The sequence below is a fragment of the Pseudomonas sp. EL_65y_Pfl1_R83 genome, from assembly GCF_963970695.1.
GTDB lineage: Bacteria > Pseudomonadota > Gammaproteobacteria > Pseudomonadales > Pseudomonadaceae > Aquipseudomonas > Aquipseudomonas tritici.
On record NZ_CAXAQI010000017.1, the window covers coordinates 1 to 23,172 of the forward strand.

The window sequence follows — 23,172 nt, forward strand, 5'->3', positions numbered from 1 at the left end:
GGGCGGGTGTTGGAGGGATGTTTCTGAACCACCGTCCAAGGCCTTCGAGACCCAGGACGGTGAAGATATCAAAGACCCGGTTTCCGGTGGATCGTAAGGCTGCTCCGCTTAAGTGAACAGCATTACCCGAATGATCGGGGCTTTTTCAATTGCCGAGGCAATGAGGAGCAGGTATCAGCCTTTGTAGGCCGCGACCGACTTCATGATTTCGGCACGAGCGGCTTCTGCGTCGCCCCAACCGTCGATCTTCACCCATTTGCCTTTTTCGAGGTCTTTGTAGTTCTCGAAGAAGTGTTTGATCTGCTCCAGCAACAGGGGCGGCAGGTCGGTGTATTCCTTCACGTCCACGTACAGCTGGGACAGCTTGTCGTGTGGCACTGCGATTACTTTGGCGTCGCCGCCGCCGTCGTCGGTCATGTTCAGGATGCCGACTGGGCGTGCGCGGATAACCGAGCCTGGGGTAACCGGGTAAGGGGTTACAACCAGCACGTCGAGGGGGTCACCGTCGTCAGCCAGGGTGTTCGGGATGAAACCGTAGTTGGCCGGGTAGAACATCGGGGTGGCCATGAAACGGTCAACGAACAGGCAGTCGCTGTCTTTGTCGATTTCGTATTTGATCGGCGCGTGGTTGGCCGGAATCTCGATGGCGACGTAGATGTCGTTCGGCAGGTCTTTGCCAGCCGGAATCTTGCTGTAGCTCATTGGGCGTTGCCCCCGTTAATTGGCCAAGAAACTTGGCCGGATTGGCCTAAAAGTGGCGGCGATTATAGGCACATTCTGACGCTGATGCCATGCACCAGACGTCGTACGGTCATTCGCCTTGTGGCTGATAACGTGGGTCGCTGGCCTGCAGTTCGGTGAGGCGGGCCAAGGGATCCTGGCGATAAAAGCGGCTGAGTTGCGCGTACACCTGTGGATAACTGTTCACCAGCAAATCCGGGGCGCTGAAAAAATATTCGCTGGTGACGGCAAAGAATTCCGCCGGGTTTTCGGCGGCGTAGGGGTCGATCTCGGTGTCGGCGTCCGGGTTGGCGTCCAGCTGGCGATTGAGGTCGTCGTAGGCGCTTTGCATCACGCTGGCCCAATCCTGCACGCGCATGTCGTGGTGCAGCGGTGGCAGGCCGTTGGCGTCGCCGTTGAGCATGTCGAGCTTGTGCGCCAGTTCGTGGATCACCAGGTTGTAGCCTTCCCAGTGGCCGCTGGCGAGTACGCCGGGCCAGGCGAGGATGATCGGGCCTTGTTGCCAGGCTTCGCCGCTGTGTTCGCCGTCCCATTCGTGTTCGATGCCGCTGCTGTCGCGATGGCGCTGGGGGCTGATGAAGTCGTCGGGGTACAGCACGATTTCGTGGAAGCCTTGGTACCAATCGAGGTCGCCGAGGTTCATCAGCGGCAGTTGCGCCTGAGCGGCGAGCAGCAGGCGTTGTTCCTGGTGCAGTTCGACGCCGGGCAGGGCGGTGAGGTGTTTTTCGGCGAGGAACACCACGCAGGCTTCGCGCAGCCACTGGTCCTGCTCCGCAGCGATGCCGTCGAGGAAGGTCAGGTGCTGGCGCACCCGCTGCCAGGTCTCCTCGGCAATCGGGTGCCTGGCCAGCAAGCGCTGGCGACGCCAGGCGCTGAGGGACCACATCGTCGCTTACTGCGACTTGGCTTCGGAGGAGGAGCGGCCAAAACGGCTGCGCAATACACCAATGATCATCGGCACCAGCGACAGCAGGATGATAAACACCACCAGCAGCGACAGGTTTTTCTTGATGAACGGCACGTTGCCAAAGAAGTAGCCCAAGGTGACCAAGCCGCCCACCCAGAGGATGGTGCCCAGCAGGCTGAAACCAAAGAACCGTGCGTAGGGCATTTTCGCGATGCCGGCGACGAACGGCGCGAAGGTGCGCAGGATTGGCAGGAAGCGCGCCAGGGTCACGGTTTTGCCGCCGTGCTTGTCATAGAAATCATGGGTTTTTTGCAGGTAATCGCGACGGAAGATTTTCGAGTTGGGGTTGTTGAACAAGCGTTCGCCCACCGTTCGCCCGATGACGTAATTGGTACTGTCGCCAAGAATCGCCGCCAGCATCAACAGGCCGCCCAGCAAGACCGGGTCCATGCCACCACCAGCGGCCACGGCACCGGCGATAAACAGCAACGAATCACCGGGCAGGAACGGCATGACCACCAGGCCGGTTTCGCAAAAAATGACCAGAAACAGAATGGCGTAGATCCACGGACCGTAATTGGTTACCAGCAGGTCGAGGTAAACATCGAGATGCAAGATAAGGTCGAGCGGGTTGAAATCCATGGATGGCACCTGTGTGAATGGCCCGGCTCTGCAGGCCTGTGCGGAAGCTCGGGTAATAAGGCTACAAGTGTATGCCGCATTTCTTACAACCCTGAAAGGTGCGCATTATACGGATAGAGTGGTGAAAAGCGTGTTGGTTTTGTAGCGGGGGATGTCGCGCAAATGCTGGGCTACGGTCTGAATGTTATCGAATGTCCAATTGTGGGAGCAGAGCTTGTGTGGGAGCTGGCTTGCCTGCGATAGCGGAGTGTCAGCCAATGCATGGCCAACTGGCCCGCCGCTATCGCAGGCAAGCCAGCTCCCACATTAGGTCTGTGGTGTTTGGTTAATCTTCACTGATCGGCAGCGTGTAGTTCTTGAATTCAGTGTCCTCACGGAACCCGATCGACTCATAGGTCTTCTGCGCCACTTCATTGTCACTGCTGGTCGACACCCGCATCCGCACCGCATATGTCTCCTTGGCCATCTTCTTCGCCGTGCGCATCAGGTTATCCGCCACCAACTGGCGGCGCGCGTCTTCCGCCACGTAGATGTCATTAAGAATCCACACCCGCTTCAGCGACAGCGACGAATAGCTGGGGTACAGCTGGCAAAATCCAAGCAGCTTTTTATCGTCATCGTCCGCCAGGGCCAGGTAAATCACCGACTCCTTGCGGCGCAGGCGTTTTTCCAGAAAGGCCCGTGAGGAGTCCGGGAAGGGCAAGGCGCCATAAAACTCGCGGTACTTGACGAACAACGGGGTCAACAGGTCCAGGTGTTCCAGGGTCGCTTGAGTAATCCGCATGCCAGGCCTCAACTTCCAGATTGGGTATGACCACGCAAGCGGCCGTGACTCGATGCTGCCTAATGGCGTGAAAAAGCGCAATCGCCCATCAATCAGTCATCCGGTGAACTGAGCAGGAAATTGCCTTTCATCAGGTCCGGATCGTCGGATTCGATTGTCTGAACCTGCGCTTCGTCCTTGAGATTGACCCCCGACAGCTGCCGACGACACGCCTCTCGCATCAGATACAGCAGGCGATGGGCCGCCATGCCGTAACTCAGTCCTTCCAGGCGTACGTTGGAGATGCAATTGCGATAGGCGTCAGTAAGGCCCACTTTGGGGTTGTAGGTGAAATACAGCCCCAGGCTGTCCGGCGAGCTGAGCCCTGGCCGTTCGCCAATCAGGATCACCACCATCCTGGCACCGAGCAATTGCCCGATTTCATCCGCCACCGCCACGCGGCCTTGCTCCACCAAAATGACGGGCGACAAAGACCAGCCTTCAGCGTGGGTTTGTTCCTCCATGCGTGCAAGAAACGCCAGGGTGTGTTTATGCACCGCCAGCGCCGATAAACCATCGGCTACCACCACCGCCAGGTCCACACCGCCGGGATTGGCCGAGGCATGGTCGCGCAGTGCCTGGGCCGACTCATCACTGAGGCGCCGCCCTAAATCCGGGCGTTGCAGGTAGCTGTGCCGGTCGGCAGCAGCGCTGTGCAGTAACAAACTATCGCGTCCGCGTTCTGCCAGTTGACTGCTCAGGCCCGCGTGGTCGAAGGGCAGGTGCACCGCGTCCCGCGCCTGGGCGTGAGCATATTGGAAGTCCAATTGCGCGCTGGTGGGGATGCTGGTGCCGGTTCGGCCCAGGGCAATACGCGCCGGCGTCAGGCGGCGCAGTTCCAGCCATGGGTTGTCAGGCAGGTCTAGTTGCACGGGCGGCTCCTTCATCCCAGTTGCGCCAAGGCTTGGCGAAACGCCGGTGGCAAGCTGTTGCCGAAGCGCACCTTGCCGTCGGCTTGCGTGAAGATGCCCATCTTCGCCAGCCACTGTTCAAACTCCGGCGCCGGTTTTAACCCCAGGGTCTGACGGGCGTACAAGGCGTCGTGGAACGAGGTGGTCTGGTAGTTGAGCATGATGTCGTCGGAACCGGGGATGCCCATGATGAAGTTGATCCCGGCCACGCCCAACAGGGTCAGCAGGGTGTCCATGTCATCCTGGTCGGCTTCGGCGTGGTTGGTGTAGCAGATATCGCAACCCATCGGCACGCCCAGCAGCTTGCCGCAGAAGTGGTCTTCCAGGCCAGCGCGAATGATTTGCTTGCCGTTGTACAGGTACTCGGGGCCGATAAAACCGACCACGGTGTTCACCAGGAACGGCTTGAAGTGCCGCGCCACTGCATAGGCGCGGGTTTCGCAGGTTTGCTGGTCGACGCCAAAGTGCGCGTTGGCCGACAAGGCACTGCCCTGGCCAGTTTCGAAATACATCAGGTTCTGGCCCAGCGTGCCGCGATTGAGGCTCAAACCCGCGTCGTAACCTTCCTGCAGCACACTCAAGCTGATGCCGAAACTGGCGTTGGCGGCCTCGGTGCCGGCAATCGACTGAAACACCAGGTCGAGCGGCACGCCACGGTTGATCGCTTCGATGGAGGTGGTGACGTGGGTCAGCACGCAGGCCTGGGTCGGGATCTCATAGCGCTGGATAATCGCGTCGAGCATTTCCAGCATGGCGCAGATCGAGGCGATACTGTCGGTGGCCGGGTTGATCCCGATCATGGCGTCGCCGTTGCCGTAGAGCAGGCCATCAAGGATGCTCGCCGCGATACCTGCTGGTTCGTCCGTCGGATGGTTGGGTTGCAGCCGTGTGGATAGCCGCCCGCGCAGGCCCATGGTGCCGCGAAACTGCGTGACCACGCGGATCTTCTGCGCCACCAGCACCAGGTCCTGCACGCGCATGATCTTGGACACGGCGGCCGCCATTTCCGGTGTCAGCCCTGGCGCCAATGCGCGTAGGGATTGTTCATCGGCGGCGTCGCTGAGCAGCCAGTCGCGCAGGCCGCCGACGGTCAGGTGGCTGACCGCCGTAAACGCCTGTTTATCGTGGGTGTCAATAATCAGTCGGGTGACTTCGTCGCTTTCATATGGAATCAGCACTTCTTCCAGGAAGTGTTTCAGCGGGATATTCGCCAACGCCATCTGCGCGGCCACCCGTTCGCCGTCGTTCTGTGCAGCGACGCCGGCGAGAAAGTCCCCGGAACGTGCGGGACTGGCCTTGGCCATCACGTCCTTGAGGCTGTCGAAGCGGTAGGTTTGTGCACCTACCGCGTGGGAAAAGCTTGCCATACAGTGTCTCCTTGACGACGCGGGCTGCTGCCCGCGTCGAGGTTTACGGCATTTAGTGCAAGGCGGCCTCTGCGGCCTGGATCGCCGCGAATTCCTCTTCGGGCGTGCCTGCTACCAAGTGATGCCGGCTGTAGAAAGCAAAGTAAGCAATTAATACTCCATAGATGATCGCGGCGCCAATCACCACCCGTGGATCCACCAGAAAGCCCGCCACCACGGCCACGCAGGCCAGTACCAGTGCAACGCCTGACGTGAAGATGCCACCGGGCGTGCGGTACGGACGGTCCATTTTGGGGCGACGGATGCGCAGGGTGATGTGCGCGGCCATCATCAGCACGTAGGAAATCGTCGCGCCAAACACCGCCACCAGGATGAGCAAATCCCCCTGGCCGGTCAGCGACAAGCCAAAACCGATGATGCCAGGGATCACCAGTGCCAGCACCGGCGCCTTGCTTTTGTTGGTCTGGGACAGTTTGCGTGGCAGGTAACCAGCGCGGGACAAGGCGAAGATCTGCCGCGAATAGGCATAGATGATCGAGAAAAAGCTCGCGATCAGACCAGCCAGGCCAACCAGGTTGACGAAGCCGCCCATCCACGTGGAGCCGCCGTAGGCCAAGGCCAGCGCTTCAACCAGCGGGTTGCCGGACTTGATCAGCGCGTAAGTGCCGGCGCCGCCCGGTGCGATCACCAGGATCAGCAGGGCAAAACTGGTCAGCACCACAATGGCGCCGATCAGGCCGCGCGGCAGGTCGCGTTTCGGGTTTTTGGTTTCTTCGGCGGCCAGCGGCACGCCCTCGACCGCGAGGAAAAACCAGATGGCATAGGGAATTGCCGCCCACACACCCACATAGCCGAATGGCAGGAAGGTGCTGGCGCCTTTGGCTTCGGTTACCGGGACATCCAGCAGGTTGGCGACGTTGAAGTGCGGCACCATGGCCACCAGAAACACGCCCAGGGCAATCGCGGCGACGGCAGTAATCACAAACATCAGCTTCAGGGCTTCACCGACACCAAAGATGTGGATGCCGATAAAGATGATGTAGAACGCCAGGTAAATCATCCAGCCGCCGATGCCGAATAGCGACTCGCAATACGCGCCGATAAATACCGCAATGGCGGCGGGGGCGATGGCGTATTCGATCAGGATCGCGGTGCCCGTGAGGAACCCGCCCCAAGGGCCAAAGGCGCTGCGGGCAAAGCCGTAGCCACCGCCGGCGGTAGGGATCATCGAAGACAGTTCGGCCAGGGAAAAGCACATGCACAGGTACATGGTGGCCATCAGCAAGGTGGCCAGGAACATCCCGCCCCAGCCACCCTGGGCCAGGCCGAAGTTCCAGCCGGCGTAGTCGCCGGAGATGACATAGGCAACGCCGAGGCCGACCAGCAGCACCCAGCCGGCGGCGCCTTTTTTAAGTTCGCGTTGTTGGAAGTAGTCGGTGCCGACTTTTTCGAAGTCGACGGAGGATCCAGTGGGTTCGCTAGGCATAAGAAGTACCTTTCGTTGTTATTGTTTTTAACCCGGCCTCTTTGTGCCGAATGAGGTAGCCGCTACTTGCGAAGTTCAAGTTGAGAGCTGGCAAGCCAGCTCCCACACTTGATCGCATTTCAAGTTGAGAGCGGGTTGCCTGCTAGAAGGCTAAGTTAGAAGAAGCCAAGTGGATTAATGTCGTAACTCACCAGCAGGTTTTTAGTCTGCTGATAATGATCCAACATCATCTTGTGCGTCTCACGCCCCACGCCGGACTTCTTGTAACCGCCGAACGCCGCATGCGCCGGGTACAAGTGGTAGCAGTTGGTCCACACGCGGCCCGCCTTGATCGCGCGGCCCATGCGGTAGGCGCGGTTGATGTCGCGGGTCCACACGCCGGCACCCAGGCCGAACTCGGTGTCGTTGGCAATCGCCAGGGCTTCGGCTTCGTCCTTGAAGGTGGTGATGCTCACCACCGGCCCGAAGATTTCTTCCTGGAACACACGCATTTCGTTGGTGCCCTTGAGCAGGGTCGGCTGGATGTAATAACCGCCAGCCATATCACCTTCGAGCTTCTCGACTTTGCCGCCCGTCAGCAGTTGCGCGCCTTCGCCCTTGGCGATTTCCAGGTAGGACAGGATCTTGTCGAACTGCTGCTCGGACGCCTGGGCGCCGACCATGGTGTCAGTGTCGAGCGGGTCGCCGCGTTTAATCTGCTCGACTTTCTTCATGACCACTTTCATGAAGTCGTCGTAGATCGACTCTTCCACCAGCGCGCGGGATGGGCAGGTGCACACTTCGCCCTGGTTGAAGAACGCCAGCACCAGGCCTTCAGCGGCCTTTTCAATAAAGGAAGGCTCGGCTTTCATGATGTCGGCAAAGAAGATGTTCGGCGACTTGCCGCCCAGCTCAACAGTCGACGGAATGATGTTCTCCGCAGCACATTTCATGATGTGCGAGCCCACAGGCGTAGAGCCAGTGAAGGCAATCTTGGCAATGCGTTTGCTGGTGGCCAGGGCTTCACCGGCTTCTTTACCGAAACCGTGCACCACGTTCAGCACGCCCGGTGGCAGCAGGTCGCCGATCAATTCCATCAGCACGCTGATGCCCAGCGGGGTTTGCTCGGCAGGCTTGAGCACCACGCAGTTGCCGGCGGCCAGGGCCGGGGCGAGTTTCCACGCAGCCATCAGCAGCGGGAAGTTCCACGGGATGATCTGGCCGACCACGCCCAGCGGCTCATGGAAGTGGTAGGACGCCGTGTGTTCGTTGATCTCGGCGCTGGAGCCTTCCTGGGCGCGGATGCAGCCGGCGAAGTAACGGAAGTGGTCGGCGGCCAGCGGGATGTCGGCGTTCAGGGTTTCACGCACGGCCTTGCCGTTGTCCCAGGTTTCGGTGATGGCCAGCAGTTCGAGGTTCTGTTCGATGCGGTCGGCGATTTTCAGCAGGACCAGCGAGCGGTCTTGGGCCGAGGTCTTGCCCCAGGCGTCGGCGGCAGCGTGGGCGGCGTCCAGTGCTTTATCGATGTCTTTGGCAGTGGAACGCGGGAATTCGGCGATAGGCTTGCCGTTAACCGGCGAGATGTTGGTGAAATAGTTGCCGTCGACCGGCGCAACAAATTCGCCACCGATGTAGTTGCCGTACTTGGCCTTGAACGAAACGACGGCGCCTTCAGTACCGGGGTGTGCATAACGCATGGTGGGTATCTCCTGGCTTTTATGTTTATTCGGAGTGCAGCGCAGCAAGCGCGTAATAAAGCGTAGAGCAAAGGTTGGGCCACCGCTTTGCACGCCATGCAAATCAAGGGGTTGTGCATTATTGCAAGGCGCTGCTGTGGCAGGGCTGATACAGGTTATGTGACAGTTTGTGCCACAAGCGGTACAGCCTGTGACCGGTGGGTCGGCCCGGGATTGCAATGCCTGGATGGCTGGGGGATGCTGGGCGCTCTCACGCAGGGAGAATAATAAGAAATGCAAAACGATCAATTCAGTCGCCATGCCCAACAGGTTCTGACCGTGGCGCATGGCCGCGACCCGTCCAGCGATCCTTCCATCGCTCGCTCCTGGCTGCGTTGCCTGGAGGACTACCACCTTGACCCTGCGCAAACCATTGCACCCACTGTGCTTGAACATGGTCGCTTGCTGGAAAGTCGCGAGCGCCTGCAGCAGGTGCTGCACATCGCCGGCAGCGAGATGAATAGCCTGCATCAGCAACTCTCCGGTGCCGGGCATGCGGTGTTATTGACTGACGCGCGCGGGGTGATCCTCAACTGCGTCACTGCGCCGTCCGAGCGCAAGATCTTCGAGCGCGCCGGGCTCTGGCTGGGCGCTGATTGGAGCGAAGCCTGCGAAGGCACCAACGGCATCGGCACCTGCCTGGTTGAGCGCCAGTCCCTGACCATTCATCGCGATGAGCATTTTCGTGGCCGTCACACGGGGCTGACCTGTTCGGCGAGCCCGGTGTTCGACCCCCACGGCGACCTGCTGGCCGTGCTGGATGTGTCGTCGGCGCGGGAAGCAGTGTCGCGCCAGAGCCAGTTCCACACCATGGCACTGGTGAACCTGTCGGCGAAGATGATCGAGAGTTGCTACTTCCTGCGTCACTTTGAACACCACTGGCTGCTGCGCTTCCACTTGCAGGCGGAGTCGGTAGGGTTGTTCAGCGAAGGCCTGCTGGCGTTCGATGGCGAGGGGCGGATTTGTGCGGTCAACCAGAGTGCACTGAACCTGTTGGGGCAACTGCGTGGCCATTTGCTTGGGCAGCCGGTGGAGGCGTTTTTCGAGTGCTCCCTGGATCAGTTGCTCGGTCGCGCCAGCGCGAATGCCACCGCCAGTTGGCCGTTGCGTACCCGTGATGGTCGGCATTTGTTCGCGGCGTTGCGTGGCCAGGCGCGCAGCGCGCCGGCGCCCGTTGCCAAACCTGTTGTGCTGGCGCGCCCGCACCTGCCCGGTATCTGCCTGGGCGACCCGGCGCTGCAACTGGGTTTCAGCAAGGCGCTGCGTGTGTTCGAGCGCGATGTGCCGTTACTGATCAATGGCGAAACCGGCTCCGGCAAAGAGGCCTTCGCCAAGGCTGTGCACCTGGCCAGCCAGCGTGCCGACAAGGCGTTTGTTGCGCTCAACTGCGCGGCGATTCCGGAGAGCCTGATTGAAAGCGAGCTGTTCGGCTATCGCGGCGGCAGCTTTACCGGCGCGCGCAAAGAGGGCATGCAAGGCAAGCTGCAGCAAGCCGACGGCGGCACGTTGTTCCTGGATGAAATCGGCGATATGCCTCTGGCGCTGCAAACCCGTCTATTAAGGGTGCTGGAGGATCGGCTGGTGGTGCCGCTCGGCGGTGAGCCCCAGGCGGTGAACGTCAGAATTATCAGCGCAACCCACCGCAATCTCCTGGAACGTGTGCAAGAAGGCAGTTTTCGCGAGGACTTGTACTACCGGCTCAATGGCCTGGAAGTTGGGTTGCCGCCTTTGCGCGAGCGCAGTGACAAATCCCAGTTGCTCGAATTTCTGCTGGCACAGGAAGCCAACGGTGAGTCCGTATCGCTCGACCCGGCGGCGCGTGGGGCGCTGCTGGCATTCGCCTGGCCGGGAAACGTGCGCCAACTGCGCACGGTATTGCGCACGCTGGTGGCGTTGTGCGACGAGGGGCGTGTCGGCCTTGAGGACTTGCCCGCGCAGATTCGCCAGGCCCGTCCCGTGGCAGCTGCGCAGGCCAAGCTTGTGGAATCGCCACTGGAAGACGCCGAACGCCTCGCACTGCTCACGGCGTTGCAGCAACAGCGGTGGCACATGACGCACACGGCAGAGCAGTTGGGCGTGAGCCGCAACACGCTGTATAGAAAGCTGCGCCGGCACGGCATCGCGCGTCACACCCTCAGCTAAAAGGTGCGATTTTCGCCCCCCTGCGCTAACCTGCCTCGATGTTTTACGAGGTCGACTATGCACATTCATATTCTCGGTATTTGCGGCACGTTCATGGGCTCGATGGCAGTACTGGCCAAAGAGCTGGGCCATCACGTGACAGGCTCCGATGCCAACGTTTACCCACCCATGAGCACGCAACTCGAGGCCCAGGGCATCGAGCTGACTCAAGGCTACGACCCGTCGCAATTCGACCCGGTCCCGGACCTGGTGGTGATCGGCAACGCGATGTCCCGTGGCAACCCGGCGGTCGAATACGTACTCAATAAAGGTTTGCCCTATGTGTCTGGTCCGCAATGGCTGGCGGACCATGTGCTGCAAGGCCGTTGGGTGCTCGCGGTTGCCGGCACCCACGGCAAAACCACCACCAGTAGCATGCTGGCCTGGGTGCTGGAGCATGCGGGCATGAGCCCGGGGTTCTTGATCGGCGGCGTGCCGCAGAACTTCTCGGTGTCGGCGCGCCTGGGCGATACGCCGTTCTTCGTGATCGAGGCCGATGAATACGACAGTGCGTTCTTCGACAAACGCTCCAAGTTCGTTCACTACCGCCCGCGCACGGCGATCCTGAATAACCTGGAGTTCGATCACGCTGACATCTTTCCTGATCTGCCGGCCATCGAGCGTCAGTTCCACCATTTGGTGCGCACCATTCCGAGCGAAGGCCTAGTGATCCACCCAACCACCGAGCCGGCGCTGCAGCGTGTGATCGAGATGGGCTGCTGGACCCCGGTGCAAACCACCGGCGCGGGCGGGCAGTGGCAGGTCAAGCTGCTCAGCGAAGACGGTTCCCGATTTGAAGTGCTGTTCGAAGGCGAACCCCAGGGCATTGTCGATTGGGACATGACCGGCCAGCACAACGTCGCCAACGCCTTGGTTACCCTCGCTGCCGCGCGGCATGTGGGCGTGGTGCCTTCCATGGGCATTGCCGCGTTGAGTGCTTTCAAAAGCGTGAAGCGCCGTATGGAAAAAGTCGCCGACGTGAATGGGATTACCATCTACGACGACTTTGCCCACCACCCAACGGCCATTGCTACTACCTTGGACGGCCTGCGCAAGCGTGTCGGTGACGTGCCGATCATTGCGATTATCGAGCCGCGTTCCAACTCCATGAAGCTTGGCGCGCACCGCGATGGCCTGCCGGAAAGCGTCAACGACGCCGACGAGGCCGTCTGGTACGCGCCGGCCAACCTTGGCTGGGACCTGCCGGCGATTGCCGCGCTGTGCACGGTGCCCTCCACCGTGTGTGACTCCATCGAAGGCATCATTGAGCACGTCAAGCAACAGGCCAAACCGGGCACGCATGTGGTGGTCATGAGCAACGGCGGCTTCGGTGGCCTGCACGGCAAGCTGGCCGAGGCGCTGAAATGAGCGGCCCAGAGCGCGTCACCCTGGCGATGACCGGTGCGTCCGGCGCGCCCTATGGTTTGCGCCTGCTGGACTGCCTGGTGCGCGAAGACCGTGAGGTGCACTTCCTGATCTCCAAGGCCGCGCAGTTGGTGCTGGCCACCGAGACCGATGTGGCGCTGCCGCCCAAGGTGCAGATGATGCAGGCCTTCCTCACTGAGTACACCGGTGCGGCGGCGGGGCAGATCAAGGTTTACGGTAAAGAGGACTGGATGTCGCCCGTGGCCTCCGGCTCCGGTGCGCCGGCGGCCATGGTGGTGGTGCCGTGTTCCACGGGCACCTTGTCGGCAATTGCCACGGGTGCCTGCAACAACTTGATCGAACGCGCAGCAGACGTGACGTTGAAGGAGCGCCGGCAGTTGATCCTGGTGCCCCGTGAAGCGCCGTATTCGAGCATTCACCTGGAGCACATGCTCAAGTTGTCGAACATGGGCGTGACGATTTTGCCGGCCTCGCCCGGTTTTTATCACCAGCCGCAGACCATCGATGACTTGGTGGATTTTGTGGTGGCGCGGATTCTCAACCTGCTGAATATCCCTCAGGACATGCTGCCGCGTTGGGGCGAGCATCATTTGAGCAGTGATGAATAAGGCGCTGCTGATCGTACTGGCGTTGCATCTGACGGGCTGCGCCACTGCGCGCACGCTGGATGCGGCAAAGCCAGGCGCGCCGGTGGTGTATGCCGGTACGCGCCTGGATCTGTATGCGATGAATGGGGGGTGTTGCGCCAAGGACAGGTTTGGTGCCGAGGCGCCGAGCTATCCCGGTGTGGATCTGCCGGCGAGTGCGTTGCTCGATACGCTGTTGTTGCCGCTGTCGGTGTTGACGGTACTTGGGGTTGGCTTCAACGCTACCGGTGGTCTCTAACCCTATCTGGAGGGCAGCACAAAACTAATGTGGGAGCATCGAACCGCCGCTTCCACATTTGAATCTCTGCCAGATAGTTAAATCGGATTACTTGCCCAGCTTGCGCAACTCATCCGACTCCACCACCCGTACCCCATCCTGCTCTTCCAGGGCCAGGCGCCACATGGCGCGGGCCAGTTCGCACACTTCAATGCCGCGGTATTTCCCCGGAATCAATCGCGACAACGGTCCGGCCAACTGTTCGGCCAAGCGCGGCTCCAGCCTTTCCCCGAGTAACAGCGACGGTCGCACGATGGTCAGTTGTGGCCAATCCTGAGCCTTCAACGCTTCCTCCATTTCGCCTTTGACGCGGTTGTAGAAGATCGAGGACTTCGGGTCGGCGCCAATCGCGCTGATCACGATCAGGTGTCGCGCGCCCAGTTCCCGCGCACGTTTGGCGAAGGCCACGACCATGTCCAGGTCGACCGCGCGGAAGGCGTCTTCGGAGCCCGCCTGTTTGATGGTCGTGCCCAGGCAGCAAAAGGCGATATCCACCTGGCCGCTCAGTTGCGGCAGGAACACCGCCGGGTCGCCCACCGGGTTTTCCAGGTGCGGGTGTTCGGCCAGTGGCTTGCGGCTGGGTGCCAGCACGCGGGTCACGGTGGGTTCGTTGAGCAGGCGGTCGAGCAGGTGTTCGCCGGCGAGGCCGGAGGCGCCAGCGAGCAAGATATGCTGCGGAGTCAGGTACATGGTGTTTCCCCCTCGTTACACGTTACAGCTTAGTTGCCTTTGGCTTCCTTGCTATTCATTGAGACGCTTTCGAGCGCCTTTCGTGCCTGCTGTTTGCGTAATAATTGCCAATGGGCGATGACGCCCTTGGGGGCCCAGATCTGCGGTTCGGAGGCTTCGAAGCTGTCCGCCTGCTCGCGCTCGGCCACATGCAGTTGCGCCAGCTTGAAGGCTTGCTGCAGGTCGTCGGTCTGGTTGAAGGCTTGGGCGAAGAGGGCGTCGCCGAAGTAGGTGAAGTCGGCTTCCTCGGAACAACCGAAGGACACACGGTCGGCCCGCGAGGCGGTCATGATCAGCGTGCGCTCATCTTTCAGTGCCGGGATGAAGCCGCCGGAGTAGCAGGCGGAAATCACCACGATCTTGTCGCGGTTCTTCAACGGCGCCATCACGGCGGCCAGTTCATCGGCAGGCAGGTCCGCCAGTTCCATGCGCGGTTGGTCCAGCACCAGTTCGTGTTCGTGGGTGCCGTGGCTGGTCATGTAAATAAACACCAAGTCTTCCGGGCCGGTGCGTTCGGCCAGGGTTTGCACGGCGCGACGCAGGCTTTCGCGGGTGGCCAGGGGGCGGTCGGCGATGTGGTCGCGGTGATTGACCAGGCGAATCTGCCCGCGCGCGCCGAAACGCGTTGCGAGCAGGTTGCTGACGTAATCGGCCTCGCGCAGGAACACGCTCTGTTTGCCGTCACCGGCCACGGCGAGGGTGTACAGCTCCACGGCGGGGGTGGAGGCGGGCACTTCGGCGAGGGCGGTATCCAGCAGGCGGCCCTGGGCCAGCACGCCGATTTCCAGTGGGTCGGGCAATAATTTGCCGTCGGCATCACGCACACGCAGGCCATTGACCCACGTGCCGGCCTGTACGGTGCCATCGGTGAGGACGAGGGTGCCTTTGCCTTGGTAGCTGTCGCTGTCGAAGCCGCCGATATAGAAGCTGCCGTCGGTGAGGTTCAGGCGGCCTTCACCGGTAAAGCGCCAATCGCTGAACTGACCCACGTAGTGGCTACCATCGACGCCAATCAACTCGCCTTTGCCGCTGAGCGCGCCTTCCTTGAACTGGCCGATCCACACGTCGCCGTCGGCGTTCTCATAGCGGCCTTTGCCGTTGAGCTGGTTCTGTTTGAACTGGCCGACATAGATGTCGCCGTCGGCGCTGTTGAACGTGCCGTTGCCTTCCAGTTGGCCATCGACGAAATGGCCGCTGAACTGGTTGCCACTGTCATCGTTGCGCTGGCCTTCGCCATTCGGCTTGCCGTGGGCGAACTGGCCCTGGTACTGGCTGCCGTCGGCCAGTTCCAGGCGGCCGAGGCCGGAATACTGGTCGTTCTTGAATTCACCGCGATAGGTCATCTGCCCCTCTTTGAGGGTGCCTTCGCCGTTGCGTCGCCCGTTCTTGAAACCGCCCACATAGTGACTGCCCGCCGTGGTCAGGCTGCCCTGGCCGTCGAACAGGCCCTGTTTGAACTGACCTTTATAGACTTCGCCATTGCTGCCATGCCATTCGCCCTGGCCGTGCCATTGACCTTTGTCGAACTGGCCGGCGTACCAGCTGCCATTGGGGTAGTCCACACGGCCCTGGCCTTGCAGCAAGCCATTGACCACATCGCCCCGGTAACGGCCGCCGTCGGGCAGGCGCGCATCGGGCGGCAACAGCGATTCGCCGTCTCCGCAAGCGGTGAGCAACAGGGCAAGGGCAAGGGGAGCGAGTGGGCGCATAGCGGGATCCGGTTAATTGAGCGCCGAGTATGCCGCAGCCGCGAGTTTCATACATAAATTTACATACACAGTGGTGAGGTTTTACCCCTCACCACAGGCAAGGCTTACACGAAGCAGAGTGACAGCGACTCGGCAATGTAGGCGGGTTTTTCCTGACCTTCGATTTCCAGGGTGGCGGTGGCCTTGAACAGCCATTGGCCAGGTTTTTTCTCGGTGACGTCGGTCAGGGTCACGTTCAGCCGCACCTTGGAATCAACCTTTACCGGCTGGATAAAGCGCACGCTGTCCAGGCCATAGTTGACGGCCATCTTCAGGCCTTCAGGCATGATCAGGATGTCTTCCATCAGCTTGGGCATCAGCGACAACGACAGGAAACCGTGGGCGATGGTGCTGCCGAACGGTGTTTGCGCGGCCTTGACCGGGTCGACGTGGATGAACTGATGATCGCCTGTGGCCTCTGCGAACAGGTTGATGCGCGCCTGGTCGATGGTGAGCCATTCGGAACGTCCCAGTTCCTTGCCGACATAATCGTTGAGCTGCGCTACGGGTATATAAGGCATTGCGTCTCTCCTTGGTTCATCGGTTTTTATCAGTAGGCGAACTTCAATGTAGATCATCATGGGCAACAGGTCGGGTCAACCCACCATGCTTTTGGCGAATGCCTGAGCATACGGCGGGCATGCTTATAATGCCGACACGTTTTGAGGGGGAGAAAACGGATGCTGTTACGCGGTCTGACATGGCTGGTGCTGTTTCAATTGATCGGCACGGCACTCAATCATTTGCTGCTGCCGGTGCTGCCGGGGCCGATCATCGGCCTGTTGCTGATGCTGGGTTACCTGGTGTGGCGCGGCGAAGTCGGCGAACCCCTGAGCCTGGCGGCCAGCAGCCTGTTGCGTTACCTGCCGTTACTGTTGGTGCCGCCGGCGGTGGGGGTAATGGTGTACGCCAAGGACATTGCCGCTGATTTCTGGGCGATTGTCGGCGCGCTGGTGCTGTCGCTGGTGATCGCCATGGCGTTTGTCGGTGTGCTGATGCACCACATGGTCAAGCGCAAGGAGAAGGATCAATGAGCTTCGACTGGCAGGGCGCGTGGACGGCGGTGATTCATCACCCCTTGTTCGGCATTGGTATCACCCTCGGTGCCTATCAACTGGTGTTGGCAGGGTTCGAGAAGACCCGTTGGGTGTTCCTGCAACCGGTGCTGGTCTCCATGCTGTTGGTGATCGGCGTGTTGCTCTCCTGTGGCCTGAGCTACGCCGAATACCGCAAGAGCACCGAGATCATGGGCATCCTGCTCGGCCCGGCGACGGTGGCGCTGGCCGTGCCGCTGTATTTGAACCTGCGACGGATTCGCCAATTGTTCTGGCCGATTTTTACTACGCTGGTGGTAGGCGGGGTGTTGGCCACCGGCCTGTGTGTGCTGCTGGGCTGGTGGTTTGGCGCCGAGCACATGATGTTGATGACCATGGCGCCCAAGTCGGTGACCTCGCCGATTGCCATGCTGGTGGCCGAGCAGATCGGCGGCGTGGCAGCGTTGGCGGCGGTGTTTGTGCTGATCACCGGGGTGGTGGGGGCGATGGTCGGCCCGTCACTGCTTTCACGCTTGGGCGTGTACAGCCCCGAAGCGCGAGGCATGGCCCTGGGCATGACCGCCCACGCTGTCGGCACCTCGGTGGCCCTGCAGGAAAGCGAAGAGTGCGGTGCCTTTGCGGCGCTGGCCATGAGTCTGATGGGCGTAGCCACGGCGGTGCTCCTGCCGCTGGCTGTGTCAGTGATCGTTTAAATCGGGGTTAAGGAAACCTTTTATGAGTCTGGCGCTGTTCCCGCTAAATACCGTGCTGTTCCCTGGCTGCACCCTCGACCTGCAACTGTTCGAGGCGCGCTACCTGGACATGATCAGCCGCTGCATGAAAAAGGGCGAAAGCTTCGGCGTGGTGTGCATCCTCGACGGCAGGGAAGTGGGCATGGCCCCGGACGGCTACGCGCTGATCGGCTGTGAAGCGCTGATTCGCGACTTCAAACAACAGGACAACGGCCTGCTGGGGATTCGAGTCGAAGGCGGTCGCAGGTTCCGCGTGCGGGATGCGGGCGTGCAGAGTGACCAATTGCTGGTGGCCGACGTGCAATGGCTCGAAGAACTGCCTGACCAACCGCTGGAAGAAGAGGACGCCGACCTGCTGGCGCTGCTGCAGGCGTTGGCCGAGCACCCCTTGGTTGCTTCGCTGGACATGGATGCGCACGCCGACGGGCAGCAAGCCTTGGGCAATCAGTTGGCGTATCTGCTGCCCTTCACCGAGGCCGACAAGGTCGACCTGCTGCAACTCGACGACCCGCAGCAGCGCCTGGATGCGATCCAGATGCTGCTCGATGAATTGCAGGGGGAGCTGTTCACTTAATAGGCGTAGCGCAGCAGAGCATGCGGCGTGCCGGTGAATGCGATGAAGCTCAGCACCGTAATCAGCGCCGGCAACAACAGCCACCAGGTTTTTTTTGACATGGCGGGCAGCGGGCTTCGGTACTGGCTGATGCCCAGGCTGAACGCACACACCGTCATCGCCAGCAGTGTGCCGGCCAGGATGTCCGTGGGCCAATGGGCGCCGAGGTAGACCCGCGACATCGCGATAAATGCAGCCGGAATGCAGCCCAGCAGCATCCACGTCAGGCGCAGCCGTGTGGGTTGCCCGCGACCGGCCAGGATCGCCAGGGCCAGGAAAAACGCGAAAGCGCCGGACGCGTGGCCGCTGGGCATGCTGAAGCTGGTCAAAGGGTCTGTAAGGATTTCCGGCCGTCCGCGAGCGAAAAACAGCTTGGTCCCGGTGTTGATCACCGCAGCGCCCGCCAGCGTTGTGCCGACAAACACCGCATGGCGCCATTGGCGTGCCAATAGCAGCAGGCCGGTGAAGACGGCGCTGGCGAAAAACATCTTCTTGAATTCACCCAGTTGGGTGATGCGCACCATCACTTCATCCAACCAAGGGCTGCGATGTTCCTGCACCAGGGCGGTCAGGCCATGGTCGAAGTTGTCCAGAGCGTGGTAGCCGATAAACAGCGCGATCAACAGCACCAGGCTCGCGCAACCCATCCACAAGGTAGCGCGACGATGGCCGCGCAAGCTGCTGTTCACGCTCAGCCCGATCAGTACGGCCAGGCATCCTGCGACCACTGCGGCCTCGGGCCAGAACCCCTCGGGCAGAGGCAAGCGGAAGGCGGCGCCGGTCGCCCAGCCCGGCAGCAGATAGGCCACCGACCAGCCCGCTGCCGCCACGACGCTCACCACCGCAAAGCGCGGAAATGGCATGTCGCACATGCCCGCCACCATCGGCAGCATAGGGCGCAGCGGGCCGATGAAGCGTCCGACCAGGAGGCTGGCAATGCCGTACTTGTGGAAATAGGTTTCAGCGCCGTTCATCCATTCAGGATGGTGACGCAAGCCGGGCAAGCGCCGGATGTTCTGGTGGAAATGTCGACCCAGAAAGTAGGAAGCCCCGTCACCGAGCAGACCGCCCAGAAAGCCCAGCAGCAAGGTTTCACTCAGGGGCAGTGCGCCGCTGCCGGCGAGTGCGGCAATAGCAAACAACAATACCGTGCCAGGCACGATCAACCCGGCGATGGCCAAGCACTCCACGCAGGCGACGATAAACACCGCCACCGCCAGCCATTCGGGGTTGAGGGTCAACCAGCCGGTAATGCTATCGAGCCATTGGCCCATACAATCCACTCCATTTATTCGGCCACTGCCTTGCAAATTCATATCCGGACTCGCCGCCCACATTGAATCTGCCGCGCTGCAGATATCAATTTTCAGCAGGAACAGCGGCCTCTACTAATCAAATCAAAAAATAATCGCGACCTTCGACCTGGCCCCGGCGCAGCGGGTTCCGTGTGCAATAAGGCGCATAGCCAGCATCCACAAAGCGGTACATCAAGTGTTCATCACGGCCGCTGGGAATGCCCAGGCGGGTGGTTTGGATGATCTGAGTCGGCGCCTGGCCCACATCCTCAACGTAGAGCAATTCCTGATCGAAGCGCTTGGCATCCCACATCGGCACCTTCAACCTCAAGGCTTTGCACAGCAACGTCTGGCCTGCGCACAGCTTTTGAGCGGCACGCGGGCTGCCATCGGCATTTGGATTGTTCAACAGCATCTGCGCCAGGCTTTCGGGGCCGGACAACGCGTCGACCCACGGATACGCCGATTTGATCAACACGGCATTACCTGGCCCCTGAGCGCTGAAGTTCAGTGAATCGCCACCACGGGCGTAGTACATGTAGATATGACCGCCATCCAGAAACAAAGCCTTACGCTTTACTGTGTAGCCCAATGAAGCGTGACTGCCTTTTTCGGCCACGTAATAGGCTTCGGTTTCAATAATTCGTGCAGAAAGCCAGGTTTCGCCGACGCGATGGCGGATGACTTTTCCGAGTAATGCTTGCGCAAGAGTTTGCGCATCGCGGTCGAAGAAGCTGTCGGGCAGGGCGCTGGCGGGGGGTAGGGGCGATGAGCTGGGCATGGCAGTCAGGGTGAATACGGCTAAATGTGACGGAATCATAACAACTCCCACCTTAATTACCGCTGAACCCCAGATTTTTACAGTTCATTTCGACCATCCGCCCCTCACCGCTGTCAGTCGGGCGGCGTCACAGCTATAATCTGCCGCTTTCCTCCATGCCAAGACTCCCTGACCATGACTGAGTCCGTTCTTGACTACATGACCCGCCTGGGTCGCGCTGCCCGTCAGGCCTCGCGGTTGATCGCCCGTGCGAGCACTGCGCAGAAGAACCGTGCCCTGTTGGCTGCCGCCGACGCTCTGGATGCTTCGCGCTCCGAGCTCGCCACTGCCAACGAACTGGACCTGGCCAACGGCCGCGCCAATGGCCTGGAGCCGGCCCTGCTGGACCGCCTGGCGCTGACCCCGGCACGTATCGACGACATGATCGAAGGTTTGCGTCAGGTGGCCAAGCTGCCTGACCCCATCGGCGAAATCCGCGACATGCGTTACCTGCCGTCCGGCATCCAGGTCGGCAAGATGCGCGTGCCGCTGGGCGTGATCGGCATCATTTATGAGTCGCGTCCGAACGTTACCATTGACGCCGCGAGCCTGTGCCTCAAGTCCGGCAACGCCACCATCCTGCGTGGCGGTTCCGAGGCGATCAATTCGAACCGCGCCATTGCAGCGTGTATTCAGCAGGGCCTGGCCGTGGCCGAGTTGCCCGCCGAAGTGGTGCAGGTGGTGGAAACCACCGACCGCGCCGCCGTAGGTGCGCTGATCACCATGCCGGAATTTGTCGACGTGATCGTGCCACGTGGCGGCAAGAGCCTGATCGAGCGCGTCAGCCGCGATGCCAAGGTGCCAGTCATCAAGCACTTGGACGGCGTGTGTCACGTATACATCGACATCGCTGCCGACATCGACAAGGCTATCCGCATCGCCGACAACGCCAAGACTCACCGCTACGCCCCCTGCAACACCATGGAAACCCTGCTGGTGCACGTCGGCATTGCCGATCGCGTGCTGCCGCCGCTGGCTGCCATCTACCGCGACAAGGGCGTGGAACTGCGCGGTTGTGAGCGTACCCGTGCGCTGCTTGGCGCGGACGTGATCGAGGCCACCGAACAAGACTGGTACACCGAGTACACGGCGCCGATCCTGTCGATCCGCATCGTCGACGACCTGGATGAGGCCATCGAGCACATCAACACCTATGGCTCCAAGCACACCGACGCCATTGTTTCCGAGCATTTCAGCGATGCCCGGCGTTTCCTCAACGAAGTGGATTCCGCTTCGGTGATCGTCAACGCCTCGACGCGTTTTGCCGATGGTTTCGAGTATGGCCTGGGGGCGGAGATCGGCATTTCCACCGACAAGCTCCACGCACGCGGCCCGGTTGGCCTGGAAGGCCTGACCAGCGAGAAGTACGTGGTGTTCGGCGACGGTCATGTGCGCACTTGATGGCTAAACGCATCGGGCTGCTCGGCGGTACCTTCGACCCCGTGCACATCGGCCACTTGCGCAGTGCCCTGGAAGTCGCGGATGCCCTTGCGCTGGACGAGCTGCGGGTGATGCCCAACGCTCGGCCTCCGCATCGCGATACGCCGCAGGTGTCGCCGCAGCAGCGCCTTGAAATGGTGCGCCTGGCCGTGGAAGGTATCTCGCCGCTGGTGGTGGACGACCATGAGCTCAAGCGCGATAAACCGTCCTACACTGTTGACACCCTGGAGCTGATGCGCGCCGAACTGGCCGCAGATGACCAGTTGTTTCTGCTTTTGGGCTGGGACGCATTTTGCGGCCTGCCCTCTTGGCATCGCTGGGAGGAACTCCTTCAGCATTGCCACATCCTGGTTTTGCAACGCCCGGATGCCGACAGCGAACCGCCGGATGCCTTGCGCAACCTGCTGGCCGCGCGGTCGGTAAGTGACCCCTTGGCCCTGACCGGGCCGAACGGGAATATTGCATTCGTCTGGCAGACCCCGCTTGCGGTGTCCGCCACCCAGATCCGTCAACTGCTGGCCAGCGGGAAGTCGGTACGTTTCCTGGTGCCTGACGCGGTCCTGGCCTACATCGATGCGCACGGGCTTTACCGTGCGTCGAACTGAAAAGGCGCGCTTGAGCGTACGCACAGTCGTACAGCGAGCGCCCGTACATACGAGCAAAACGAGTTTTATATGACGAACAAAGACGTAAGCAAAGTTAAGCGCAAAGGCACCTTCAAAAGCGCCCCGCTGCCGGTAGAAGCCCACGTTGGCCCTGAGCTGGCTGGCGAAGAGCTGGTAAAAGTCGCCGTAGCGGCCCTGGAAGACGTTAAGGCCCAGGACATCCAAGTGCTGGACGTGCGCGACAAGCAGAGCATCACCGACTACATGATCATCGCCACCGGTACCTCCAACCGCCAGATCGGCGCGATGCTGGACAAGGTTCGCGAAGCCGTCAAAGCCCAAGGCGTCAAGCCGCTGGGTGAAGAAGGCAAGGGCGACAGCGACTGGGTGCTGTTGGACATGGACGACGTGATCGTGCACATGATGACCTCCAACGCTCGCCAGTTCTACGACCTGGAGCGTCTGTGGAAAGGCGCCGAGCAGAGCCGTGCCGCCGATGGCAAGCACCACAGCCCGGAAGTGGGCCACGCGCACTTCGACAAGCTGAACAAAGACCAGGAATAAGGAACGGCTGTGCGCCTGCGTCTGATCGCTGTCGGTTCACGCATGCCCAAGTGGGTGGAAGAAGGCTGGCACGAGTATGCCAAGCGTCTGCCCGCTGAGCTGTCGCTTGAACTGGTGGAAATACCGCTGAATACCCGGGGCAAGAATGCCGATGTGGCGCGCTTTATCCGTCAGGAAGGCGAAGCCATGTTGGCCAAGGTCGGCCCCAACGAGCGCATCGTCACTCTCGAAGTGCACGGCAAACCCTGGAGCACCGAGCAATTGGCGGTGGAACTGGACCGCTGGCGCCTGGATTCGCGTACGGTCAACTTCATGGTGGGCGGCCCCGAAGGGCTGGCGCCGGAAGTCTGTGCGCGGGCGGACCAGCGTTGGTCGTTGTCAGCGCTGACGCTGCCGCACCCGTTGGTACGGATTCTGATCGGTGAGCAGCTGTATCGCGCCTGGACAGTTCTGTCCGGGCACCCTTATCACAAATAATCTGCGCCTCTT

At 61.0% G+C, this 23,172-nt stretch carries 24 protein-coding genes; 11 read left to right on the forward strand and 13 right to left on the reverse strand.

The features are described 5' to 3' along the window. Window positions 1-174 precede the first annotated feature (174 nt). The 8 genes from ppa to exaC all read right to left on the reverse strand — a co-directional run bounded on the left by ppa (window position 175) and on the right by exaC (window position 8,553). The gene (gene ppa / locus AACY08_RS21795; protein ID WP_049711351.1) at window positions 175-702 is read right to left on the reverse strand and encodes an inorganic diphosphatase; all 528 of its coding nucleotides are present in this window, start codon (window positions 700-702) and stop codon (window positions 175-177) included. Between the two features lie 109 nt (window positions 703-811). Beyond that, window positions 812-1,627 (reverse strand): M90 family metallopeptidase, encoded by an 816-nt coding sequence (locus AACY08_RS21800; protein ID WP_339471362.1) that lies wholly within the window; start codon window positions 1,625-1,627, stop codon window positions 812-814. A 6-nt stretch (window positions 1,628-1,633) separates the two neighbouring features. Continuing rightward, entirely contained in the window at window positions 1,634-2,290 is a 657-nt protein-coding gene (locus AACY08_RS21805) for a DedA family protein (protein ID WP_339471364.1), read from the reverse strand. Window positions 2,291-2,615: 325 nt separating this feature from the next. Continuing rightward, window positions 2,616-3,074 carry a GNAT family N-acetyltransferase gene (locus AACY08_RS21810; protein ID WP_339416942.1) on the reverse strand — a complete coding sequence of 153 codons (459 nt, stop codon included), beginning with the start codon at window positions 3,072-3,074 and terminating at the stop codon, window positions 2,616-2,618. Window positions 3,075-3,166: 92 nt separating this feature from the next. Next, a complete protein-coding gene (eutC, locus tag AACY08_RS21815) occupies window positions 3,167-4,000 on the reverse strand; it encodes an ethanolamine ammonia-lyase subunit EutC (protein ID WP_339471365.1) in 834 nt (277 codons plus the stop codon). Continuing rightward, on the reverse strand, window positions 3,997-5,391 hold the full coding sequence (locus AACY08_RS21820) for an ethanolamine ammonia-lyase subunit EutB (protein WP_049711356.1): 1,395 nt from the start codon (window positions 5,389-5,391) through the stop codon (window positions 3,997-3,999). The genes eutC and AACY08_RS21820 overlap by 4 nt, the downstream gene beginning before the upstream one ends. A 52-nt stretch (window positions 5,392-5,443) precedes the next feature. Next, window positions 5,444-6,877 carry an ethanolamine permease gene (gene eat, locus AACY08_RS21825; RefSeq protein ID WP_339471367.1) on the reverse strand — a complete coding sequence of 478 codons (1,434 nt, stop codon included), beginning with the start codon at window positions 6,875-6,877 and terminating at the stop codon, window positions 5,444-5,446. A gap of 155 nt (window positions 6,878-7,032) precedes the next feature. Then, complete coding sequence (gene exaC / locus AACY08_RS21830) at window positions 7,033-8,553, reverse strand: acetaldehyde dehydrogenase ExaC (RefSeq protein WP_339416939.1); 1,521 nt, start codon at window positions 8,551-8,553, stop codon at window positions 7,033-7,035. A 273-nt stretch (window positions 8,554-8,826) separates the two neighbouring features. Here exaC and AACY08_RS21835 point away from each other — a divergent pair, with 273 nt between their 5' ends. Genes AACY08_RS21835 through AACY08_RS21850 form a run of 4 tightly spaced genes read left to right on the forward strand, consistent with a single transcriptional unit; the run spans window position 8,827 to window position 13,044 of the window. Next, complete coding sequence (locus tag AACY08_RS21835; RefSeq protein ID WP_339471368.1) at window positions 8,827-10,734, forward strand: sigma-54-dependent Fis family transcriptional regulator; 1,908 nt, start codon at window positions 8,827-8,829, stop codon at window positions 10,732-10,734. A gap of 57 nt (window positions 10,735-10,791) precedes the next feature. Continuing rightward, window positions 10,792-12,141, forward strand: a complete 1,350-nt coding sequence (mpl, locus tag AACY08_RS21840; RefSeq protein ID WP_339471369.1) for a UDP-N-acetylmuramate:L-alanyl-gamma-D-glutamyl-meso-diaminopimelate ligase — start codon at window positions 10,792-10,794, stop codon at window positions 12,139-12,141. Next, complete coding sequence (gene ubiX, locus AACY08_RS21845) at window positions 12,138-12,767, forward strand: flavin prenyltransferase UbiX (RefSeq protein WP_003219402.1); 630 nt, start codon at window positions 12,138-12,140, stop codon at window positions 12,765-12,767. The genes mpl and ubiX overlap by 4 nt, the downstream gene beginning before the upstream one ends. Continuing rightward, window positions 12,760-13,044, forward strand: coding sequence for a YceK/YidQ family lipoprotein (locus tag AACY08_RS21850; protein ID WP_065873690.1), 285 nt, complete (start codon window positions 12,760-12,762; stop codon window positions 13,042-13,044). Before ubiX ends, AACY08_RS21850 begins: the two co-directional genes overlap by 8 nt. Before the next feature lie 87 nt (window positions 13,045-13,131). On the opposite strand, the gene AACY08_RS21855 is transcribed toward AACY08_RS21850, so the two are convergent. From AACY08_RS21855 to AACY08_RS21865, 3 genes are all read right to left on the reverse strand, one after another. After that, a complete protein-coding gene (locus AACY08_RS21855; RefSeq protein ID WP_339471370.1) occupies window positions 13,132-13,773 on the reverse strand; it encodes an oxidoreductase in 642 nt (213 codons plus the stop codon). Between the two features lie 29 nt (window positions 13,774-13,802). Next, window positions 13,803-15,521 (reverse strand): C13 family peptidase, encoded by a 1,719-nt coding sequence (locus tag AACY08_RS21860; protein ID WP_339471371.1) that lies wholly within the window; start codon window positions 15,519-15,521, stop codon window positions 13,803-13,805. Window positions 15,522-15,625: 104 nt separating this feature from the next. Then, entirely contained in the window at window positions 15,626-16,081 is a 456-nt protein-coding gene (locus AACY08_RS21865) for a MaoC family dehydratase (RefSeq protein WP_339416931.1), read from the reverse strand. Between the two features lie 159 nt (window positions 16,082-16,240). Between AACY08_RS21865 and AACY08_RS21870 the strand changes: the two genes are divergently transcribed. From AACY08_RS21870 to AACY08_RS21880, 3 genes are read left to right on the forward strand one after another with little or no spacing between them, the layout of a single operon-like run. Continuing rightward, complete coding sequence (locus tag AACY08_RS21870) at window positions 16,241-16,594, forward strand: CidA/LrgA family protein (protein WP_339471372.1); 354 nt, start codon at window positions 16,241-16,243, stop codon at window positions 16,592-16,594. Next, a complete protein-coding gene (locus AACY08_RS21875; protein WP_339471373.1) occupies window positions 16,591-17,307 on the forward strand; it encodes an LrgB family protein in 717 nt (238 codons plus the stop codon). Before AACY08_RS21870 ends, AACY08_RS21875 begins: the two co-directional genes overlap by 4 nt. Before the next feature lie 22 nt (window positions 17,308-17,329). Continuing rightward, window positions 17,330-17,920 carry an LON peptidase substrate-binding domain-containing protein gene (locus AACY08_RS21880; protein ID WP_339471374.1) on the forward strand — a complete coding sequence of 197 codons (591 nt, stop codon included), beginning with the start codon at window positions 17,330-17,332 and terminating at the stop codon, window positions 17,918-17,920. Here AACY08_RS21880 and AACY08_RS21885 read toward each other — a convergent pair. Further along, window positions 17,917-19,233, reverse strand: a complete 1,317-nt coding sequence (locus tag AACY08_RS21885) for a bifunctional DedA family/phosphatase PAP2 family protein (RefSeq protein WP_339471375.1) — start codon at window positions 19,231-19,233, stop codon at window positions 17,917-17,919. The two genes, AACY08_RS21880 and AACY08_RS21885, sit on opposite strands and share 4 nt — an antisense overlap. Before the next feature lie 118 nt (window positions 19,234-19,351). Next, entirely contained in the window at window positions 19,352-20,035 is a 684-nt protein-coding gene (locus AACY08_RS21890; RefSeq protein WP_339471461.1) for a DNA-3-methyladenine glycosylase, read from the reverse strand. A 174-nt stretch (window positions 20,036-20,209) separates the two neighbouring features. Between AACY08_RS21890 and AACY08_RS21895 the strand changes: the two genes are divergently transcribed. From AACY08_RS21895 to rlmH, 4 genes are all read left to right on the forward strand, one after another. After that, window positions 20,210-21,475, forward strand: coding sequence for a glutamate-5-semialdehyde dehydrogenase (locus AACY08_RS21895; RefSeq protein WP_339471376.1), 1,266 nt, complete (start codon window positions 20,210-20,212; stop codon window positions 21,473-21,475). Then, window positions 21,475-22,119: a nicotinate-nucleotide adenylyltransferase gene (nadD, locus tag AACY08_RS21900; RefSeq protein ID WP_049711370.1), complete on the forward strand. Its 645-nt coding sequence runs from the start codon at window positions 21,475-21,477 to the stop codon at window positions 22,117-22,119. The genes AACY08_RS21895 and nadD overlap by 1 nt, the downstream gene beginning before the upstream one ends. Window positions 22,120-22,188: 69 nt before the next feature. Continuing rightward, window positions 22,189-22,683: a ribosome silencing factor gene (gene rsfS, locus AACY08_RS21905; protein ID WP_003237041.1), complete on the forward strand. Its 495-nt coding sequence runs from the start codon at window positions 22,189-22,191 to the stop codon at window positions 22,681-22,683. 9 nt (window positions 22,684-22,692) lie between these two features. After that, window positions 22,693-23,160, forward strand: a complete 468-nt coding sequence (gene rlmH / locus AACY08_RS21910) for a 23S rRNA (pseudouridine(1915)-N(3))-methyltransferase RlmH (protein WP_003176297.1) — start codon at window positions 22,693-22,695, stop codon at window positions 23,158-23,160. Window positions 23,161-23,172: the final 12 nt, after the last annotated feature.

Excerpts from the sequence above, each read along its gene's own strand:
- AACY08_RS21870 (WP_339471372.1), top strand. The coding sequence starts at position 16,241 with ATGCTGTTACGCGGTCTGACATGGCTGGTGCTGTTTCAATTGATCGGC.
- AACY08_RS21855 (WP_339471370.1), bottom strand. The coding sequence starts at position 13,773 with ATGTACCTGACTCCGCAGCATATCTTGCTCGCTGGCGCCTCCGGCCTC.
- AACY08_RS21850 (WP_065873690.1), top strand. The coding sequence starts at position 12,760 with ATGAATAAGGCGCTGCTGATCGTACTGGCGTTGCATCTGACGGGCTGC.
- rsfS (WP_003237041.1), top strand. The coding sequence starts at position 22,189 with ATGACGAACAAAGACGTAAGCAAAGTTAAGCGCAAAGGCACCTTCAAA.
- AACY08_RS21805 (WP_339471364.1), bottom strand. The coding sequence starts at position 2,290 with ATGGATTTCAACCCGCTCGACCTTATCTTGCATCTCGATGTTTACCTC.
- AACY08_RS21875 (WP_339471373.1), top strand. The coding sequence starts at position 16,591 with ATGAGCTTCGACTGGCAGGGCGCGTGGACGGCGGTGATTCATCACCCC.
- exaC (WP_339416939.1), bottom strand. The coding sequence starts at position 8,553 with ATGCGTTATGCACACCCCGGTACTGAAGGCGCCGTCGTTTCGTTCAAG.
- AACY08_RS21860 (WP_339471371.1), bottom strand. The coding sequence starts at position 15,521 with ATGCGCCCACTCGCTCCCCTTGCCCTTGCCCTGTTGCTCACCGCTTGC.
- nadD (WP_049711370.1), top strand. The coding sequence starts at position 21,475 with ATGGCTAAACGCATCGGGCTGCTCGGCGGTACCTTCGACCCCGTGCAC.
- ppa (WP_049711351.1), bottom strand. The coding sequence starts at position 702 with ATGAGCTACAGCAAGATTCCGGCTGGCAAAGACCTGCCGAACGACATC.
- AACY08_RS21810 (WP_339416942.1), bottom strand. The coding sequence starts at position 3,074 with ATGCGGATTACTCAAGCGACCCTGGAACACCTGGACCTGTTGACCCCG.
- mpl (WP_339471369.1), top strand. The coding sequence starts at position 10,792 with ATGCACATTCATATTCTCGGTATTTGCGGCACGTTCATGGGCTCGATG.
- eat (WP_339471367.1), bottom strand. The coding sequence starts at position 6,877 with ATGCCTAGCGAACCCACTGGATCCTCCGTCGACTTCGAAAAAGTCGGC.
- AACY08_RS21885 (WP_339471375.1), bottom strand. The coding sequence starts at position 19,233 with ATGGGCCAATGGCTCGATAGCATTACCGGCTGGTTGACCCTCAACCCC.
- AACY08_RS21800 (WP_339471362.1), bottom strand. The coding sequence starts at position 1,627 with ATGTGGTCCCTCAGCGCCTGGCGTCGCCAGCGCTTGCTGGCCAGGCAC.
- eutC (WP_339471365.1), bottom strand. The coding sequence starts at position 4,000 with ATGAAGGAGCCGCCCGTGCAACTAGACCTGCCTGACAACCCATGGCTG.
- AACY08_RS21880 (WP_339471374.1), top strand. The coding sequence starts at position 17,330 with ATGAGTCTGGCGCTGTTCCCGCTAAATACCGTGCTGTTCCCTGGCTGC.
- ubiX (WP_003219402.1), top strand. The coding sequence starts at position 12,138 with ATGAGCGGCCCAGAGCGCGTCACCCTGGCGATGACCGGTGCGTCCGGC.
- AACY08_RS21865 (WP_339416931.1), bottom strand. The coding sequence starts at position 16,081 with ATGCCTTATATACCCGTAGCGCAGCTCAACGATTATGTCGGCAAGGAA.
- AACY08_RS21820 (WP_049711356.1), bottom strand. The coding sequence starts at position 5,391 with ATGGCAAGCTTTTCCCACGCGGTAGGTGCACAAACCTACCGCTTCGAC.
- AACY08_RS21895 (WP_339471376.1), top strand. The coding sequence starts at position 20,210 with ATGACTGAGTCCGTTCTTGACTACATGACCCGCCTGGGTCGCGCTGCC.
- AACY08_RS21890 (WP_339471461.1), bottom strand. The coding sequence starts at position 20,035 with ATGCCCAGCTCATCGCCCCTACCCCCCGCCAGCGCCCTGCCCGACAGC.
- AACY08_RS21835 (WP_339471368.1), top strand. The coding sequence starts at position 8,827 with ATGCAAAACGATCAATTCAGTCGCCATGCCCAACAGGTTCTGACCGTG.